At 67.2% G+C, this 16,316-nt stretch carries 14 protein-coding genes; 9 read left to right on the forward strand and 5 right to left on the reverse strand.

Annotation, left to right across the window (positions count from 1 at the left end; genetic code table 11):
* The first annotated feature begins 101 nt into the window (after positions 1 to 101).
* From MKK82_RS22415 to recJ, 7 genes are all read left to right on the forward strand, one after another.
* A complete protein-coding gene (locus MKK82_RS22415) occupies positions 102 to 1,973 on the forward strand; it encodes a M3 family oligoendopeptidase (RefSeq protein ID WP_238285615.1) in 1,872 nt (623 codons plus the stop codon).
* 276 nt (positions 1,974 to 2,249) lie between these two features.
* Positions 2,250 to 3,611 carry an ABC1 kinase family protein gene (locus MKK82_RS22420; protein ID WP_238285613.1) on the forward strand — a complete coding sequence of 454 codons (1,362 nt, stop codon included), beginning with the start codon at positions 2,250 to 2,252 and terminating at the stop codon, positions 3,609 to 3,611.
* Positions 3,612 to 3,733: 122 nt separating this feature from the next.
* The gene (locus MKK82_RS22425) at positions 3,734 to 4,027 is read left to right on the forward strand and encodes an aa3-type cytochrome c oxidase subunit IV (RefSeq protein ID WP_238285612.1); all 294 of its coding nucleotides are present in this window, start codon (positions 3,734 to 3,736) and stop codon (positions 4,025 to 4,027) included.
* Between the two features lie 206 nt (positions 4,028 to 4,233).
* Positions 4,234 to 5,463, forward strand: coding sequence for a Re/Si-specific NAD(P)(+) transhydrogenase subunit alpha (locus MKK82_RS22430; protein WP_238285611.1), 1,230 nt, complete (start codon positions 4,234 to 4,236; stop codon positions 5,461 to 5,463).
* 24 nt (positions 5,464 to 5,487) lie between these two features.
* Positions 5,488 to 5,943, forward strand: a complete 456-nt coding sequence (locus MKK82_RS22435; protein WP_238285610.1) for a proton-translocating transhydrogenase family protein — start codon at positions 5,488 to 5,490, stop codon at positions 5,941 to 5,943.
* Between the two features lie 4 nt (positions 5,944 to 5,947).
* Positions 5,948 to 7,345 (forward strand): NAD(P)(+) transhydrogenase (Re/Si-specific) subunit beta, encoded by a 1,398-nt coding sequence (locus MKK82_RS22440; RefSeq protein WP_238285609.1) that lies wholly within the window; start codon positions 5,948 to 5,950, stop codon positions 7,343 to 7,345.
* Between the two features lie 136 nt (positions 7,346 to 7,481).
* On the forward strand, positions 7,482 to 9,299 hold the full coding sequence (gene recJ / locus MKK82_RS22445) for a single-stranded-DNA-specific exonuclease RecJ (RefSeq protein WP_238285608.1): 1,818 nt from the start codon (positions 7,482 to 7,484) through the stop codon (positions 9,297 to 9,299).
* Positions 9,300 to 9,310: 11 nt separating this feature from the next.
* Here the strand turns inward: recJ and MKK82_RS22450 are convergent, their stop codons facing one another.
* The 4 genes from MKK82_RS22450 to MKK82_RS22465 all read right to left on the reverse strand — a co-directional run bounded on the left by MKK82_RS22450 (position 9,311) and on the right by MKK82_RS22465 (position 12,612).
* The gene (locus MKK82_RS22450) at positions 9,311 to 9,772 is read right to left on the reverse strand and encodes a CAP domain-containing protein (RefSeq protein WP_279603223.1); all 462 of its coding nucleotides are present in this window, start codon (positions 9,770 to 9,772) and stop codon (positions 9,311 to 9,313) included.
* Positions 9,773 to 9,933: 161 nt separating this feature from the next.
* Complete coding sequence (locus MKK82_RS22455) at positions 9,934 to 11,007, reverse strand: HD-GYP domain-containing protein (protein WP_238285606.1); 1,074 nt, start codon at positions 11,005 to 11,007, stop codon at positions 9,934 to 9,936.
* 116 nt (positions 11,008 to 11,123) lie between these two features.
* Positions 11,124 to 11,276, reverse strand: a complete 153-nt coding sequence (locus MKK82_RS22460; protein ID WP_238285605.1) for a hypothetical protein — start codon at positions 11,274 to 11,276, stop codon at positions 11,124 to 11,126.
* Positions 11,277 to 11,919: 643 nt separating this feature from the next.
* On the reverse strand, positions 11,920 to 12,612 hold the full coding sequence (locus MKK82_RS22465; RefSeq protein ID WP_238285603.1) for a GntR family transcriptional regulator: 693 nt from the start codon (positions 12,610 to 12,612) through the stop codon (positions 11,920 to 11,922).
* Positions 12,613 to 13,091: 479 nt separating this feature from the next.
* Between MKK82_RS22465 and oxlT the strand changes: the two genes are divergently transcribed.
* Positions 13,092 to 14,369, forward strand: a complete 1,278-nt coding sequence (oxlT, locus tag MKK82_RS22470) for an oxalate/formate MFS antiporter (RefSeq protein ID WP_238285601.1) — start codon at positions 13,092 to 13,094, stop codon at positions 14,367 to 14,369.
* A gap of 104 nt (positions 14,370 to 14,473) precedes the next feature.
* Entirely contained in the window at positions 14,474 to 15,127 is a 654-nt protein-coding gene (locus tag MKK82_RS22475; RefSeq protein ID WP_243986893.1) for a class II aldolase/adducin family protein, read from the forward strand.
* 200 nt (positions 15,128 to 15,327) lie between these two features.
* On the opposite strand, the gene MKK82_RS22480 is transcribed toward MKK82_RS22475, so the two are convergent.
* Positions 15,328 to 16,260 (reverse strand): methionyl-tRNA formyltransferase, encoded by a 933-nt coding sequence (locus tag MKK82_RS22480; RefSeq protein WP_238285599.1) that lies wholly within the window; start codon positions 16,258 to 16,260, stop codon positions 15,328 to 15,330.
* Between the last annotated feature and the right edge of the window lie 56 nt (positions 16,261 to 16,316).

Consider the following 16,316-nt stretch of genomic DNA (forward strand, 5'->3'; position numbering starts at 1 on the left):
GTCCACGAGCCAACGGGCCGCGTTGAACGCATGGCGACGCGATCGATATCAGGGTACGGGGCCTCTGCCCCTGCCTTCGCCTCTCGAGAGGAACGCGCGACATGATGCCGAGCCCCACCGCCTCGCCGGTGAACGTCCGCCTGCCCGAGGGCGTGAGCGCCGCGCGCGCCGCCGCGAAGGCCGCCGACCTCGGCCACCTTCCGGAATGGGACCTGTCGGATCTCTATTCCGGCCTCGACGCTCCCGAGTTCTCCGCCGACATGACCCGCGCCGAGGAGGAATGCCGCCGCTTCTCCGAATCCTATGCCGGTCGCGTCGCCGAGATGGCGGGCGCTCCGGATGCTTCGACGCGCCTCGCCGAGGCGGTGCGTGCCTACGAGGGCATCGAGGATCTGCTGGGCAAGCTGATGTCCTTCGCCGGCTTAATCTATTCCGGTGACACCACCGACGAGGCGCGGGCCAAGTTCTATGGGGACACCCGCGAGCGTCTGACGAACGCCTCTGCCGACCTGTTATTCTTCGCCCTGGAATTGAATCGCGTCGACGACGCCGTAATGAACGCCGCGATGGCGGACGGGCCGCTCGCCCGCTACGCGCCGTGGATCGAGGATCTGCGGCGGGAGAAGCCGCACCAGCTCGACGACCGTACCGAGAAGCTGTTCCTGGAGAAATCCGTCACGTCGAACGCCGCGTGGGACCGCCTGTTCAACGAGACGATCGCCTCGCTGCGATTCACCGTCCAGGGCGAGGAGATGCCGCTGGAGCCGACCCTGAACAAGCTTCAGGATCCGGACGGAGCCGTCCGCAAGGAGGCCGCCGGCGCGATCAGCACGGTGCTGCGCAGCAACTTGCGCGTGTTCACTTTGATCACCAACACCCTGGCCAAGGATAAGGAGATCTCCGACCGGTGGCGGGGCTTCAAGGACGTGGCCGAGGCCCGCCACCTCGCCAACCGCGTCGAGCCCGAGGTCGTCGAGGCCCTCGTGGATGCTGTTCGGGCCGCGTATCCGCGCCTGTCGCATCGGTACTACAGGCTCAAGGCCAGATGGTTCGGGCAGGATTCGCTGCCCTACTGGGATCGCAACGCGCCGCTGCCCAGGGTCGAGCAGCGCACGATCCCATGGTCGGAGGCCCGCGACACGGTGCTGTCGGCCTACGACGCCTTCTCACCCGAGATGGCCGGCATCGCGAAGCGCTTCTTCGATGGCCGCTGGATCGACGCGCCGACCCGTCCCGGCAAGGCTCCGGGTGCGTTCGCACATCCGACCGTGCCATCCGTGCACCCCTACGTGCTGGTCAATTATCAGGGCAAGCCGCGGGACGTGATGACCCTGGCCCACGAACTCGGCCACGGCGTCCATCAGGTGCTCGCCGGCCCGAACGGCGCCCTGATGGCGCCCACGCCCCTGACCTTGGCCGAGACGGCGAGCGTCTTCGGCGAGATGCTCACTTTCCGGAAGCTACTCGCGGCCACCAGCGACACGACCCAGCGCCGGGCGATGCTCGCCGCGAAGGTCGAGGACATGATCAACACGGTGGTCCGGCAGATCGCCTTTTATTCCTTCGAGAGGAAGGTGCATCTTGCCCGCGCCAAGGGCGAGCTGACGATCGACCAGATCAACGCTTTGTGGCTGTCGGTGCAGGCCGAGTCGCTCGGGCCGGCGATCACGCTGGACGCGGGCTACGAGCCGTTCTGGGCCTACATCCCGCACTTCATCCACTCGCCCTTCTACGTCTACGCCTACGCCTTCGGCGACTGCCTCGTGAACTCGCTCTACGGCGTCTACGCCCAGGCTGAGGCGGGCTTTGTCGAACGCTACTTCGCGCTCCTCTCGGCCGGCGGATCGAAACCCTACGGCGAACTGCTCGCGCCCTTCGGTCTCGACGCGAAGGATCCGGGCTTCTGGCAGATCGGGCTCGGGATGATCGAAGGCATGATCGTGGAGCTGGAGGGAATGGAGAGCCAGGCCTGACTGACGCGTCGCGCCCGGTCCCCGGGTTGTGGGACCGGACGTCCACCTTCCCGGGGATGATCCACCGCGAGGAGCGTGTCTTCGAGCCCGCTCCCAGGCGATCGTTGTGCTGCCGATTTGCGGCCGCGGGCCGGACGTGATCGACCGCGGTGGCGAGAGCCGCCGGATCCGGGGGCCCTGGCCCGTTTGAGCGCCCGCGGCGCAGGGACCCACGCCCCTGGCGCCTGCGCTGGCGCGGCATATCTCCCGCTCAGCAGCAGATAAGCAGATCGAGCGATGGCCGAGACCGACCGCGAAGCCAACCGGTTCACCGCCCGCGCGGGGCGCTACGCCAGCGTGGGAGCCAATGTCGGCGGCGTCGCCGCCCGCATGGCGATGTCGCGCCTGTTCGGGAAGGAGGGCACAACCAACGCGGCGGCTCTGGCCCAGGCGCTGGGCGGCCTGAAGGGCCCGATCATGAAGGTGGCGCAGCTACTCGCCACCGTGCCGGACCTGCTGCCGCCCGAATACGCCGCCGAACTCCAGAAGCTCCAGGCCGACGCCCCCCCGATGGGGGCCGCCTTCGTCCGGCGCCGGATGCAGTCCGAGCTGGGGGCAGGCTGGCAGGCCCGGTTCGGCAGCTTCGACCTGAAGCCTGCCGCGGCGGCCTCGCTGGGGCAGGTGCACCGTGCCAGCACGAAGGATGGCGTGCGGCTCGCCTGCAAGCTCCAATATCCGGACATGCAATCCGCGGTCGAGGCAGACCTGAAGCAGCTGGAAGTCGCCTTCGCGCTGCACCGCCGGATGAACTCCTGGCTCGACACGCGGGAGATCGCCAAGGAGATCGGTGCGCGCGTCCGCGAGGAACTCGATTACGAACGTGAAGCCAAGCACGCCGACCTCTACGCTGCCGTGCTGAAGGACATCGACGTCGTGCGCGTGCCGCGGGTGTTCCCCGAACTGTCGACCAAGCGCCTCCTGACGCTCGGATGGCTCGATGGGGACAAGATCCTGGGCTTTGCCGAGGAACCGGTGGAGGTGCGCAACCGGATCGCCCAGGCGATGTTCAAGGCGTGGTGGCATCCGTTCAGCCGCGCCGCGGTGATCCACGGAGATCCGCATCTCGGCAACTACACGGTCTTCTCGGACGGCGGGGAAGCGGCCGGCATCAATCTTCTCGACTACGGCTGCGTGCGCATCTTCCATCCGCGCTTCGTCGGCGGCGTGGTGGATCTCTATCGCGGCCTGCTGGAGAACGACGAGGCTCGCATCGTCCACGCCTACGAGGTGTGGGGCTTCCGCGACTTGGATCGAGAGAAGATCGAGATCCTGAACATCTGGGCGCGCTTCATCTACGGTCCGCTGCTGGAGGATCGCACCCGAACCGTCGCGGACGGCGTCAAGCCCGGCGAGTATGGCCGTCGTCAGGCCTTCGAGGTGCATCAAGCGCTCAAGGAGCGCGGGCCCGTGACCGTGCCGCAGGAATTCGTGTTCATGGATCGCGCGGCGGTGGGTCTCGGCGCCGTCTTCCTCCATCTGAAGTCGGAGCTTAACTACCACCGGTTGTTCGAGGCGGAGATCGAGCATTTCTCCCTCGATGAGTTGACTGCGCGGCAGGGCAGGGCACTCGCCGAGGCCCGCCTGCCGGAGCCCGCCTGACGCCACCCCGGGATCCACCGAGAGGCCAATCAACTTGCGTGCGTCCGATTGCGGCAGGTAAACGCTTGAGCTACATCCCACCCTGACCGCAAGAAGTCGCGTCTTAGGGATACGAGCGCACGATGGCTGAGAGTGACACGGTGGCCGGGCACACTTACAGCCCGGCGATGGACGCGAAGACCCACGAGCAGACTTATCGCGGCTTCGTCCGCTTCGTCGAGATCGGTACCGGCGTCGTGATCTGCTGGGTCCTCGCCCTCGCGATCGGCGGGATCCGCGAAGCTTGGCTTCTGGCCATCCTGGGCGTGATTGTGTCCGGTGCGGCGGGAGCGGTCGGCGCCCTGGCCCCGGCTGTCGGCTGGCGCGGCCCCCTCGTCGTGGCCATCCTGCTGCTGCTGTACCTGTTCTTTGCTTGATGCAGATGTGGCGGCCGCTCGGCCGCCCGGTCCTGCTGATCGACCCCGCGCATTCCGGTGCAGCGGGGTCAAATGCTTTGATATCGATTAGATTGGGCGCAAGTTACATTCGGCCCGGTTCCACCAACATAATTTAGGTCCGCCTCTCGAAAAGCGGCGCCGGTTCGCGCATTCGAGAAGCCGAGCTTACCGAGGGGAATCTGCGCATGCGCATCGCTGTGCTGTCCGAGACCGATTCCGCGGAGCCGCGCGTGGCCGCGGTCCCCGAGACCGTCAAGAAATTCAAGGCTCTCGGCGCCGACGTGGTGGTGCAGGCGGGTGCGGGCCGGAAGGCCGGCATCCTGGATGACGAGTACGAGGCCGCCGGCGCCCTCATCGCCGGGAGCGCGGCGGACGCCGCGGGCGATGCCGATCTCGTCCTGAAGGTCCGCCGTCCGAGCGCCGAGGAGCTGCCGCAGCTGAAGCGCGGCACCGCGGTGGTGGCGATCATGGATCCCTACGGCAACGAGGACGCGCTCAGGGCCATGGCCGATTCGGGCGTCGATGGCTTCGCCATGGAGCTGATGCCGCGAATCACCCGCGCTCAGGTCATGGACGTCCTCTCGTCCCAGGCCAACCTCGCCGGCTATCGCGCGGTGGTCGACGGCGCCGCAGAGTACGGGCGGGCCATGCCGATGATGATGACGGCCGCCGGCACGGTTCCGGCAGCCCGCGTCTTCGTCATGGGCGTCGGCGTCGCCGGCCTCCAGGCCATCGCGACGGCCCGCCGGCTCGGCGCGGTCGTGACCGCCACCGACGTGCGGCCGGCCACCAAGGAGCAGGTCGAATCGCTCGGCGCGAAATTCGTCGCCGTCGAGGACGACGAGTTCAAGCAGGCCGAGACTGCGGGCGGGTACGCCAAGGAGATGTCGGCCGGCTACCAGGCCAAGCAGGCGGAACTGGTCAAGGGCCACATCGCCAAGCAGGACATCGTCATCACCACCGCACTGATCCCCGGCCGACCGGCGCCGAAACTCGTCTCCGAGGAGATGGTGGCATCGATGAAGCCGGGCTCGGTCCTCGTGGATCTCGCGGTCGAGCGCGGCGGCAACGTCGCCGGTGCGAAGGCCGGCGAGGTCGTCACCAACGACCGCGGCGTGAAGATCGTCGGGCACGTCAACGTGCCGGGGCGCCTCGCCGCAACGGCGTCGAGCCTCTATGCGCGCAACCTCTATGCTTTCGTCGAGACGCTGATCGACAAGGAGACGAAAGCCCTGGCCATCAACTGGGACGACGAGTTGGTGAAGGCCACGAACCTGACCCGGGACGGCTCGGTCGTCCACGCATCCTTCCAGTCCAAGACCGATGGCGCCGCCTCGGAAGCCGCTTCCGTGGGTCTGGCCAAGTCGGAGGCCAACAAGGCTTCCGGCACGGCCGCCCCGGCGGGTGCGCAGTGAAGCCCGGCCGAGAGGAGTAGCAGAATGGCAAACGTCATCGTCCCTCCGGATCAGGCGGCCGATCAGGCGCGCGTGCTGGCTGATGCCGCCCGCGCCGCGGCCGCGGTGGCGCGCAACGCCGCCGATCAGGCGCAGGCCATCGCCGACGGCATGGGTCACGGACTCAGCGCCGCCACCGGCGGTGCGGTCGATCCCACCGTATTCCGGCTGGCGATCTTCGTGCTGGCGATCTTCGTCGGCTACTACGTGGTCTGGTCGGTGACGCCGGCCCTCCACACGCCGCTCATGTCGGTCACGAACGCGATCTCGTCGGTGATCATCGTCGGCGCCATCCTCGCCGTCGGTGTGCCGCTCATCGAGAAGGGCACTGGGCTGGCCCGGTTCTTCGGCTTCATCGGCATCGTGCTCGCCAGCGTGAACATCTTCGGCGGCTTCCTCGTCACGCAGCGCATGCTCGGCATGTACAAGAAGAAGGGCTGAGCTCGTGTCAGAGAACGTCTCCTCCCTTCTCTACATCGTCGCCGGCGTCCTGTTCATCATGGCGCTGCGGGGGCTTTCGCACCCCACCACCTCCCGGCAGGGCAACCTGTACGGCATGATCGGCATGGGTCTCGCGATCCTGACCACGCTGGTCGGCCATCCGCCGGCCGGCTTCGGCGCCTGGATCCTGGTGCTCCTCGGCCTCGGCATCGGTGGCGGTGCCGGCGCGGTGATCGCCAAGCGGGTGCCGATGACCGCCATGCCCCAGCTCGTGGCGGCGTTTCACTCCCTGGTCGGCCTCGCGGCCGTCTTCGTGGCGGCCGGCGCGCTCTACGCACCGCAGGCCTTCGGCATCATCGAGAACGGCCACTTCCACAAGCAGTCGCTGTTCGAGATGGGGCTCGGCGTCGCCATCGGCGCGATCACGTTCACCGGATCGGTGATCGCCTTCGCCAAGCTCGACGGGCGGATGTCCGGCAAGCCGATCATGCTGCCTCAGCGTCACCTCATCAACGCGCTGCTGGCGGCGGGCCTCGTCCTGCTGATCGCCCTGTTCATCGGCACCGAGTCGAAGGCGATCTTCTGGCTGATCGTTCTCGCCTCGCTGGTGCTGGGCGGCCTGATCATCATCCCGATCGGCGGCGCCGACATGCCGGTGGTCGTGTCGATGCTCAATTCCTACTCGGGCTGGGCGGCCGCCGGCATCGGCTTCACCCTGGGCAACCTCGCGCTGATCATCACCGGCTCGCTGGTGGGCTCCTCGGGCGCGATCCTCTCCTACATCATGTGCCACGCGATGAACCGGTCATTCATCTCGGTGATCCTCGGCGGCTTCGGCGGCGACACCGCCGTGGCCGGCTCGGGCCAAGTCGAGACGCGGCCCGTCAAGCAGGGGTCGGCCGATGACGCGGCCTACATCATGAAGAACGCCGAGCGGGTCATCATCGTCCCGGGCTACGGCATGGCGGTCGCCCAGGCGCAGCACTCCCTGCGCGAGATGGGCGACATGCTGAAGAAGGAAGGCGTCGACGTGAAGTACGCCATCCACCCGGTGGCAGGCCGTATGCCGGGCCACATGAACGTGCTGCTCGCCGAGGCGAACGTGCCCTACGACGAGGTGTTCGAGCTGGAGGACATCAACGGCGAGTTCCCGCAGGCGGATGTGGCCTTCGTGATCGGCGCCAACGACGTCACCAACCCGGCGGCGAAGACCGACAAGACGTCGCCGATCTACGGCATGCCGATCCTCGACGTGGAGCGGGCCAAGACCGTTCTGTTCATCAAGCGCGGCATGGGGTCGGGCTATGCGGGCGTCGAGAACGAAGTGTTCTTCCGCGACAACACGATGATGCTGTTCGGTGACGCCAAGAAGGTCGTCGACACCATCCTGAAGTCCCTCTGACAGATCGCATCCAGGCAGCCGCGACGGGGCGGGCCGCAAGGTCCGCCCTTTTGCGTTGCAGCTGTGGCGGTTTCGGTGATGCGGTGTTGCGGACCTGCGCGGGATTTGGTGATCAACCCGGTGTAGGGTGGCGTCCGTGTCCTGCGCCCCGTCCCTCACCGAACTCCCGCCTTACCTGGGTGTCGCCGCGTCCGTGACCGGACGGCGCTGGCAGGAGCGCTGCGCCGGGGGCGTCGGTCAGAACCACATCGCCAAGATGGTCCAGGCCTATGGGCTGCCGGAGCTGCTGGCCCGGGTGTTGGCCGGCCGCGGCGTCGTCCCGGACGACGTGGATCGTTTCCTGGCTCCGCGCCTGCGCGATCTGATGCCCGATCCGCACGTGCTGCTCGACATGGATGCGGCTGCCCGGCGCCTCGCTGACGCGGTGCGACGCGGCGAGACCGTGGCGGTTTTTGGCGACTACGACGTGGACGGCGCCGCGAGCGCGGCGATGCTGGCGGGCTACCTGCGCGGGCTCGGTCTCCACGCGCCCATCCACATCCCCGACCGGATTACGGAGGGGTACGGTCCGAACATCGGGGCGATCGAGGCCCTTGCCGCCGACGGGGCGACCCTTCTGGTCTGCGTCGATTGCGGCACCAGCGGTCATGGACCGCTGGCGGGAGCCGAGAAATTAGGTCTCGACGTCATCGTCCTCGATCACCACGCCGCCAGCGAGATCCTGCCACCCGCCCGTGCCGTGGTGAATCCCAACCGGCTCGACGATCTGTCCGGCCTCGGCCATCTCTGCGCGGCCGGGGTGGTGTTCCTGACCTTGGTCGCTCTCAGCCGCGTCCTGCGGCTGGAAGGATTCTTCGAACCGAACCGGCCGGAGCCGGCACTGACCGATTTCCTCGATCTCGTGGCGCTGGCGACCATCGCCGACGTGGTGCCGCTGGCCGGCCTGAACCGCGCCTTCGTCACCCAGGGCCTGACCGTGATGCGGCATCGCGGTCGCACCGGGCTGGCGGCGCTTCTCGACGCCGCGTCCCTCAGTGAGCCGCCCGAAGCGTGGCATCTCGGCTTCGTGCTCGGCCCGCGCATCAACGCCGGTGGGCGTATCGGCGACTCAGCCCTCGGTGCCCGCCTGCTCACGACGGCGGATCCCGCCGAGGCCGTTCGGATCGCCGCCGATCTCGACCGCCTGAACCGGGAGCGCCAAGCTATCGAGGCACAGGCCGTAATGGAGGCCGAGGCGGAGATGGACCGCATTCTGACCTCCGATCCGGCCCGGTCGGTTCTGGTCACCGGCGACGCGGCGTGGCACCCGGGCGTGGTCGGGCTCATCGCGTCGCGGCTGAAGGAGCGCTTCAACCGCCCGGCTTTCGCCTTCGCGATCCGGCCGGACGGCAGCGCAACCGGTTCGGGCCGATCGATTCCCGGTGCCGATCTCGGATTCGCGGTCCGGGCCTGCGTCGAGGCCGGGCTCGCCAGCAAGGGCGGCGGACACGCCATGGCGGCGGGCGTGACCGTCCGCGCCGACGACATTCCGCGGTTCGAGGCCCATCTCTCCATGCTGCTCGCCGCGAGCGTCGCCGTCTCCCGCGCGGCCGACGCGCTGCTGATCGACGGCGGTCTCAGCGCGGGCGGAGCCACCGCCGAGACGGTTCGGCTGCTGGGACGGGCCGGCCCGTTCGGACAGGGATCCCCTGAGCCGATCTTCGCCCTCGGCCGTCACCGGCTCGTCGATGCCGGGATCGTCGGTTCAAGTCACGTCCGGGCGCGGCTGCGCAGCCGTGACGGGCAGGCGGTCGGCGCCATCTGCTTCCGGGCTGCGGAGAGGCCCCTCGGCCGCGCGCTGCTCAACGGAATCGGTCGCGAGATGCACGTGGCCGGGACGCTGTCGTGCGACCGTTGGCGCGGTGCCGAGCGGGCGCAACTCCGCATCGTGGATATGGCGCCCGCGGACGGCTGATCGCCGAAGTCTCAGGTGCCGGCCATCACCAGGGCCCAGAATCGCTTGTAGCGCGTTCCCGGCGCGTCCACGCGGGCGATGCCGATCCGGCGAATCTGGGGGAGCAGCATGTTCTTGTTATGCTCGGGGCTGGCTCTCCACCGGGCCAGGACCTGCTCGAGCGTCTCGGAGCCCGCACTCAGGTTCTCGGCCGCATACGACTTGGCCAAGCCGATCGAATTCATGCGTGACGTGAAGCTGCCGCCAATCTCGTGACTGAGCTGCCCGTGGCGGGCATTGTTGCCGGCCTGAAAGGCGGCCGCCTTCACCAGGGTGGAATCGACGATCACCGGACTCAGGCCATGCTGGACACGGTAGGCCGAGATTGCTGCCGCAGCCGCCACTTCATCGAGCACCGCCGTGTGGGTGGCGTTCTCGACGGACGTTTCCGGTCCGACGGAGAGGCCGCCACATCCCGTGAGGGCGAGTGTCATCGTGAGGGCGAGAGCGAGGGAATGCTTCTGCACGGTTCGGTTTGCGCGCTGTCAGGAATGGTCGGCCTCCGTCGCGGCCGGTTGCGGCGGAAACGCGGCGGCGTCGCGCCGCTCCATCCGTTCCCGAAGCGGCGTGACGGCGGTGCAACGCCGGCGCGCGGTCAGGCCGCCAGCGCCTCGCCGCCGAGCATTACGGGCGCGAAGACGCGCAGAAGGTCGGGATCCAGGTGCCCGGAATTGTCGAGCATGATTGCCAGCGCCTCGGCAGCGCTGGCCGGCTGCCGATATGTCCGACGTTCGGTGAGCGCCGAGAAGACGTCGCAGATCGAGACGATGCGCACCAGATCCCGGATCGCCGGGCCGGCCAACCGATCCGGGTAGCCCTTGCCGTCGAGGCGCTCGTGATGGTGCCGCACCACGTCGATCACCGTCTCCTCGAAATCGCCCTGGACCCGCAGCAGCTCGGCGCCGATCTCGGGGTGACGCTGCATCAGGCGGAACTCTTCCGGCGTGAGCGGACCCGGCTTGTTGAGGATCTCGACCGGGATCCGCGATTTGCCGATGTCGTGCAGGAGGGCTGCGCGAACGAGCAGCCGCAGGTCGGCGCGGCTCAAACCGATCTGCGCGCCGAAGGTGGCGGCGTGGCCGGCGACGCCCAGGGTGTGCTGATAGACACCGATATCGTGGCGCCAGACTTCCGTGAGCCACGTCATGATGCCGACCTCCGAGACGGACGCGAGCACGAGCTCGGTTCCCCGCTCGACGTCGGCCTGCTGGAGCCCGGCACCCAGGGCTGCACTGTCGAACAGTTCCGAGACGATCGCGGTGGCGCCCGTTACGCGCTCGACGAGCCGACGCTTGCGCAGCTCACCGGAGCGGGTCGCCTCCTCGATCATCGCGAACACGTTCGCCAGCACGACCTGACGGGGTGCCGCAGCCGGAAGCTGACGGAGATGGGGCGCGGCCGGCGCGGGTTCCCCCCGGACGAGCACCAGCCGGGGAAGGGGGAGCCCGCGATGGCTCAGAGCCAGATCCAGCCTCGCAGCCTGGGTCGGTGGCAAATCGAGGATGACGAGGTGCGGCCGTTCCTTCGGAACGGGTTTGTCCGCCGCCATGGCCCTGCAATCCATGACCAGGGCGATGGCCCGTTGGAGCGCCGTGCGCTCCGAGGGCCGATCGGAGATCAGCAGAACGAAGGGGCCGTCCGACGACTGTGATGCAACGCCGAGAGCCAACGCGGTCGCTCCCTGGCCCGCATGGTCAACGATGCACCGACATTAGCCTGATTTCTTAAGGAAAGCGTTAACCCTACGCATTCCTCGGGAGATCCACTCGGTTCCGCAGTCGAGTGTCAGGCCAGCTTCGCCGTTCCGACGTCGCGGGCGGCTGCGACGGAGGTCGAGCCCGTGTCGGAAGCCGGGCTCAGGAAGTCGGCGTACTTCACAGTCAGCAGCGCCTGGCAGGCGGCGAACGCAGCGAAGATGACGAGGAAGCTGGCGATCATCGGGGCACTCCGTCTGAGGCGCGTCGCCTCTTGATGTTGCGATGCGACAAATGCCATGCCGCTCTGCAAACTGGTATGCCAGATAACGAATACCGCGCATGCGAACCGTGCATGCGCGCCGCGCTGATTGTCTCAAGCCGGGTCCCAACATGCGCTGCACGGTTGGGTTGAGGCGCTTGAAACTGCTCCAGCGTCCACGATGCGATGGTGCGACGCGAACGACGCGGCGTCATCACCAGGGTTCCTCGGCGTATTTGTCCGCCGTCTTGCGAGGCTGTGGGGGGCGCGACCTCGACCGTCGTCGCTGCGTGGACGGCGAGCCGTGGGGCACCGTTCAACAGCCCCTGGGGACTCGACAGCGTTGCTTCTGTACGCATGCCTTAGAGGCAGCGACAGCCACATGCGGATTGCCCCGCAACTGCCTGCATCCCGTTAACTGGGTTTCCGGAGCCGAAGCCCAGCCGTGAAAACCGGCTGTCGTGAATCCTGTTCGGCTGGGCCTACGAAAGGTCACCCAAGCACCGAAGGCCGCCGGTCGCTCCATCTGTGCCTCCGCATCCCACACGGTTGTGAGAGGCCGCGGCCGCAATCGGGGGCAGGAGCCGTTGGGCACGCGGTCAACGACCGCGCGCCGGCGCTCGAATCAGTCCAGGTAATCCCCATACGTGTCGACGTGGTGGGCAAGGCCAAGACCGTGCTCGCGGACGAGGCGCTCGGCGAGGTCGGCATCGCGCGCCTCCAGCGCGGCGATGATCGCCACATGTTCCCGGATCGATCGTTCGGCCCGGTCGCCCTGACGGAGTGCCGTGCTCCGGATGCCGCGAACATGCATCAACAGGTTGCTGGTCAGATCCGCGATCGCGTCGCAGTGACCGAGCGCGATGATCCGCTGGTGGAAGCGGATATTCGCGTCGGAGTATTCGTCGATGTGCTCGGAGGGCTGGCCTTCGTAGAATTCCGGGAACGATTCGCGCAGCGACCGCAGCTGCGAGTCCGTGGCGCGGCTGCAAGCGAGGCGGGCCGCCATGCTCTCCAGCGCCGTCCAGGCGTGGATCATGCTGACGATCTCGCGCTTATTCTTCTTGATGACGAAGACGCCGCGCCGCGCCTCGGAACGCACGAAGCCCTCCTGCTCAAGAACGGTCAACGCCTCCCGCACGGGTGTACGGCTCACGCCGAGATCCTGCGACAGCTTCCGCTCGTCGAGCCGCACCTCATCCGGACGCCCGTAGATATCCATGTTGGTGATGGCCGTCTTGAGCGCCTCGTAGGCCAACGTCCGGAGACTGGAACTGGCGACGATCGGCTTCACGCTCAACGGTTCAGAGTTCGACATCCCTCTTCCAGTCGCCCCACGCGTATGATTTCCCGCACGCATTCTCTGTCGTGCGCTCTAAAGCGAACTACCGCAAACCTTGACCAGATCCTAGTCAATTGCAGCCCGGCCCCACAGACCTGTGAAGGAGACCGCACCTGATCCCGGCGCGAGCCGCCGAAGCGCGGTCCACCGCGCGGCGAAATTCGGCCACGTCCGGCGAGAGGGTTTAATCCAGCCCGACATTCCGGTATTTTTCTGCAGGTTCGATTGACACGCGGCAGCGGGATCAGCACCATCCTGCTGGCATACCGTCGACCACCCGGTATTCGTTGATATTGAGCGTGGCGCGTGCCGGAGTAGTTCAGAGATTATTTGGTCGCGAGCCAAGAATTTTTATACGAACGGCTTTCGGATTGTTCTGCCACAGCACGCCTCGGCAGGGCATAGGAAGCCGTCATCAGGAACGGCAACAAGAACACTGCCAAGGAGGGATGGTTATGTCCGAGATCCACAAACCGGTGGGAAGCGGCCGATGGCTGCAACTCGCCTTCGGCGTGATCTGCATGTGCATGATCGCCAACATGCAGTACGGCTGGACGTTCTTCGTCAACCCGATGCAGGAGCGTCACGGCTGGGACCGAGCCGCCATCCAGGTGGCCTTCACGCTCTTTGTCGTCACCGAGACTTGGCTGGTGCCGATCGAGGGCTGGTTCGTCGATAAGTACGGTCCGCGCATTGTCACCCTGTTCGGCGGCCTGCTGTGCGGCATCGCCTGGGTGATCAATTCCTACGCCGAAACGCTCACCGTCCTCTACATCGCCGCGGCGATCGGCGGGACGGGCGCGGGCGCGGTGTACGGCACCTGCGTCGGCAACTCGCTGAAGTGGTTCCCGGATCGCCGCGGGCTCGCCGCCGGCATCACCGCCATGGGCTTCGGCGCCGGCTCGGCCCTGACCGTCGTGCCGATCCAGGCGATGATCAAGTCGCAGGGCTACGAGGCGGCGTTCTTCTACTTCGGCATCGGGCAGGGCGTGATCGTCATGCTGATCGCCCTGTTCCTGCGCTCTCCGATCAAGGGACAGGTCCCGGAAGTCGCGCGCGTCAGCCAGTCGAAGCGCGATTACAAGCCCGCCGAGATGGTGCGCACCCCGATCTTCTGGGTGATGTACGCCATGTTCGTCATGATGGCCGCCGGCGGCCTGATGGCGACTGCGCAGCTCGGCCCGATCGCGAAGGACTTCAAGATCGCCGACGTGCCGGTCTCGCTGCTGGGCATCACCCTGCCGGCGCTGACCTTCGCGGCGACCCTCGACCGGGTGCTCAACGGCGTCACGCGGCCCTTCTTCGGCTGGGTCTCCGACCATATCGGTCGCGAGAATACGATGTTCATCTCCTTCGCGATCGAGGGCGTGGGCATCTATGCGCTGAGCCAGTTCGGCGACAACCCGATCGCCTTCGTCCTGCTGACCGGCCTCGTGTTCTTCGCCTGGGGCGAGATCTACTCCCTGTTCCCGGCAACGTGCGGCGACACCTTCGGATCTAAATACGCCGCCACGAATGCCGGCCTCCTCTATACCGCCAAGGGCACGGCGGCGCTCATCGTGCCCTACACCAGCGTCCTGACGACCATGACGGGGAGTTGGCACGCGGTGTTCCTGGCGGCTGCGGCCCTCAACATCTTCGCGGCCCTGCTCGCCCTCTTCGTCCTCAAACCGATGCGAGCGGCCTACACCAAGAAGCCCGATGTGAGCCTCGCGCCGGCCCTGGCGCAGTAGTCCGGCCTTCGAACCTCCACCGCGATCCGCCAAAGAGCCCGGCGCCGTCTTTACGGCGCCGGGCTTCCTGCATAACCGGGACTCCGACGCACCGGAGATCGGGCATGGAAACGGACGAGCGCAGCGCACGGGAGAGCGTCGTGGCGGCGGCGCGGGCGATGGACGCGCAGGGCTTGAACCGGGGTACCTCGGGCAACGTCTCGCTGCGCTTCCGTGATCGCCTCCTGATCACGCCCTCCGGTCTTCCCACCGCCCGGATGGGTCCGGACGACGTGGTCCCGCTCAAATTCGACGGCACGCACCCGCCGGACCAGAGGCCGTCTTCCGAATGGCGCTTCCACCGGGACATCCTGGCGTCCCGACCAGAACTCGCCGCCGTCGTCCACGCGCACCCGATCCACAGCACCGCCTTCGCCATGTGCGGGCGGGAGATCCCGGCGGTGCACTACATGATCGCGGCTTTCGGCGGTCCGAACGTGCGGTGCGCGCCCTATGCGGCCTATGGCACGGCGGAGCTCTCCGAGCTGGCCCTGGCCGCGCTCGCCGGAAGAAACGTCTGCCTCCTGGCCAATCATGGAATGATTGCGGCCGGGGAGAGCCTGGAGAAGGCACTCTGGCTCGCGTTCGAGCTGGAAACGCTGTGCCAGCAATACGCCGTGGCGCTTCAGGTGGGCGCGCCGATGATCCTGTCCGACCATGAGATCGGTCAGATCGTCGAACGATTCCGCGGTTACGGGCTCAACGCGTCGAAACCGTGAGGCACGCGGGATCCGCGGTCGCGCGCGTTCGTCTCTTCACTGGGGCGCCCCTGCACGTCGGGGATCGAGGGACCCCCCCTGCGGCACGCCTGAAGCTCTCGGACCTTCGGGCAAGGCTGCCGTGGAGCGCACGAAAAGGGTCCGAGCCTGCACGATCGGCGCATGCAGGCGCGCCGATCACGGGCTGACCCGGCGGCGATTTAACGGCCGAGAACCTGACCGACGGAGAGCCCAACCTCGCGGGCGTAATCGGCTGCCGAAACTTTTTTGCCGCCCTCGGCCTTCACCTTGCTCACCCGGATCTGGCCGCCCTGGGCACACACGCTGAATCCGTCGTCGTCGACGGCGATCACCTCGCCGGGCTTGCCCTTCACCTCGGAGAGGCGGCGCACCGGCTGCAGTCTGGAATCGAAGATCTGCAGCTTCTTGCCATCCACGGTCGTCCAGGCACCGGGAGCGGGATTGGCGGCCCGGATCAGGTTGTAGATCTGCTCGGCGTGGGACGACCAACGGATCTCGGCCTCCGCGGCGCGGAACCAGCCTTCGTAGGTGGCGGCGTCCTCCTCCTGATCGATCTCGACGTGCTGGCCGGCGACGACGAGGTCGGCCGCCTCCAGCATCGCCTCGACGCCCATCGGGAACAGGTTCTCGAAGTAGATGTCGCCGAGGGTCGCATGGGCCCCGATCGGGCAGGATTTCTGCAGGATCACCGGCCCCTCGTCGAGGCCGTCGGTGGGCCGGAAGATCGTGAGCCCCGTCTGCAGCTCGCCCCTGGCGATCGGCCAGTTGATCGAGGACGGCCCGCGGAAACGCGGCAGCAGGCTCGGATGGTATTGGATGGTGCCGTGCTTCGGGATGTTCACGAAGCTCTGCGGTGCGAATTGCAGCACGTAGGCCATGATGCCGATATCGGCGCTCAATCCGCCCATCGCCGCCTCCGCCTCCGCGCTCTTGAGGCTCGGAAACTGGAAGACCTTCAGGCCCTTCTCCTCGGCGGCCAACCTCAGGACATCCGGCTTGGCGCCGGGCTTCTCCGGAGCGCAGAACACCCCGGCCACCTCGTCGCCCCGCTTGAGGAACGCCTCGAGGACGGCCTTTCCGAAATCCTGCTGTCCGATGAAGGCGATGCGCATGCGATCTCCTGGGCGTCACTCCCGCGTGGCGCGGGCAGCGATCTGAAAGGCGGGAT

It is taken from the genome of Methylobacterium sp. E-046 (assembly GCF_022829625.1).
Lineage (GTDB): Bacteria > Pseudomonadota > Alphaproteobacteria > Rhizobiales > Beijerinckiaceae > Methylobacterium > Methylobacterium longum.